At 27.1% G+C, this 2,220-nt stretch carries 3 protein-coding genes; 2 read left to right on the top strand and 1 reads right to left on the bottom strand.

What is annotated here, in order from left to right; translation table 11 throughout:
- The first annotated feature begins 331 nt into the window (after window positions 1-331).
- A complete protein-coding gene (locus R5Z65_RS09955; protein ID WP_317368884.1) occupies window positions 332-1,222 on the top strand; it encodes a hypothetical protein in 891 nt (296 codons plus the stop codon).
- Here the strand turns inward: R5Z65_RS09955 and R5Z65_RS09950 are convergent.
- Window positions 1,203-1,379 carry a hypothetical protein gene (locus R5Z65_RS09950; protein ID WP_317368883.1) on the bottom strand — a complete coding sequence of 59 codons (177 nt, stop codon included), beginning with the start codon at window positions 1,377-1,379 and terminating at the stop codon, window positions 1,203-1,205. The two genes, R5Z65_RS09955 and R5Z65_RS09950, sit on opposite strands and share 20 nt — an antisense overlap.
- 215 nt (window positions 1,380-1,594) lie before the next feature.
- Here R5Z65_RS09950 and R5Z65_RS09945 point away from each other — a divergent pair, with 215 nt between their 5' ends.
- A complete protein-coding gene (locus R5Z65_RS09945; protein ID WP_317368882.1) occupies window positions 1,595-1,795 on the top strand; it encodes a hypothetical protein in 201 nt (66 codons plus the stop codon).
- Window positions 1,796-2,220 lie beyond the last annotated feature (425 nt).

The raw sequence follows: 2,220 nt of genomic DNA, 5'->3' as shown, positions 1-2,220 counted from the left end.
ATGGTACTCTTTGCCGAACTAGGAGTAAGTAAGTGGGAAGAGATTAGTTATTCACTTGATGTCATTATGAAAATAGATGAAGTACTAGAAGTATTAAAATTGGATAGACAGTTATCACTATAAGGCTAGGGCTTAGGCTCTAGCTTCTTTTTTATGCTCAAAAAAAGGAGAAATTATTTGAAAAAATAAGAATAAAGGCGAATAAAAAATATATTAAAAGAAAAAAGCGAATTTTATAAGAAAAAACCCTAAAACATCTATATTTAAGATTTGAATTAATTTGATTAATAAAATATCTTATAGGTATCAACGTGAAAGTGAGGAGATAGAAATGAGAAATTTCATTTATTTAGATACTGATTTTTTGGCATCATTTATGGCTCAAGAAAATGATGGACTTGAAACTCTACGAAATAGTGAGAGTAATGTATACTCTAAAGATCTTAGTGGAACCCCAACCACAACTCAAAAATCATCTTCTGTTCTTGAGGGTAATGCCGCAATGATAAAAGGGAATGTAACAATAGAAAAAACGTTAGAGAGTGGTCTAGACATTACAGAGAGCAGTGAGCTGTATAGGGAAATGGCATCAAAGGTTTTGCATGATAATATGTTTAATTACTTTGAAAAATATATAGAAGATAATAATAGTATTAAAGCAAATTCACTAGATGTTTCTAATATAGGGAAATATATTAATATTAACAGTGAATATACCATTATAAATACAGATATTATAGAAAAAATGTGTGAGGAAAAGTTTCTAAAAGATTTATTCTATATGGAACATTTGGGGGGGGATATAAGAATAGATAAAAACAATAAACTTGTTAATCAACAAGGAAAATCTATAGACAATGTTAAGCTACCTCCAGAAATACATATGTTAACTAAAATGGGCTCTAAGTTATCATATGTATTTAAATCCATGATTCCCACAAATACCGTATTTGTAGTAGATAATATGATTGTAGTAATTAATGAAAAGTATTTAAGAGAAGATATACGAATGGTTAATTTTAAGTATTCTGGGCAAATTAATATAACAGGAAAAATAAATAAAGTATGTGGAACTACAGACAATGGCAGCAAAAAAAGTGCATCTTTTTTAATAGATGCACTTAATAGTGTAAATGAATGTGGTATTGAATTTATAAAGTTATTAGCTAATAGTAACAGCAAGAATATATATATTATTACTCCTATTGCCATTTATTTCTAAGTTTATCTTTACCTTTAACAATCATATTTTTTCTATCTAGGTATGAATTATTATTATATAGTTGTGCATTTTCTTGTGATTTCTTAGCTAATTCAAATTCTTTATTGAATTGTTCAGTTTCTAGAGAAATGTGCTTGAAAATAGATCTGATATGCATATGATTTCACCTCCTAGATATTTTCTATGTATAGTATAACACATTTGATACAACGACAATCAACTTTTTTAAATAACAAAGAATAGTTTTAGTAGGACCAGGTGAAAACTTGGTCTTATTTTATTTTCACTATAATAAATTAAAGTTTTTTAAAGAATATGACGAAATTTATAATAGTAATACAATTACTATTAATATAAAGGGGAGGCTTTACAATGTTAAAGTTAATATTTATCATTATGTGGATTTTATTTTTAGTAATAGGAGCTATAGGTAGTATAGGAACTGCAATAACCGAAGTTATAGAAGGAGAAAAAAACATCATTGATGCTTTCAGAGAGCATACAAAAAAATTATTAGTGGTTGAAGTAATAATATCTGTAATGGTATGGACAGTGTATTGGATAATGCAATAGTATGATAAAAATATCGTTTGTTTATTGCAAAATATATAGACAATGGTAAAAAAATATACTATTATAAGGTATAGGTAATTATTTACCTTACATAATTATTTTACAAAATACTTGCTTTCTGTGAAAAGGCTAGAGTTTCGGTTCTGGTCTTTTTACATGTATGTAACTAAACTATAGACAAATAAAACAGAATATATTACAATAAGTAAGTAAATTTCTGCAAAAAGTTGTTAGTGCTCTTTTAAGAAACTCGCTCACATGTTACTATTATCCCATATGTGTGATAATAGTTTACAGGAATTTAATTTACAGTGGTGTCCGATAGTTGTCACGGACGAAAAAGTCTACCTTAGGGTGGGCTTTTTTGCTTTTGTAAATAATTTATTTAGAGATTAAATTATACTTTATAAATTTAGATATATGTT

Origin of the sequence: uncultured Tyzzerella sp. (assembly GCF_963558545.1) — a bacterium.
In the GTDB taxonomy this organism is placed as follows: Bacteria; Bacillota; Clostridia; order Lachnospirales; family CAG-274; genus Tyzzerella.
This window is presented reverse-complemented; position numbering and strand designations above follow the sequence as displayed.

Coding starts and splice junctions, on each gene's coding strand:
- R5Z65_RS09950 (WP_317368883.1), bottom strand. CDS start 1,379: ATGCATATCAGATCTATTTTCAAGCACATTTCTCTAGAAACTGAACAA.
- R5Z65_RS09955 (WP_317368884.1), top strand. CDS start 332: ATGAGAAATTTCATTTATTTAGATACTGATTTTTTGGCATCATTTATG.
- R5Z65_RS09945 (WP_317368882.1), top strand. CDS start 1,595: ATGTTAAAGTTAATATTTATCATTATGTGGATTTTATTTTTAGTAATA.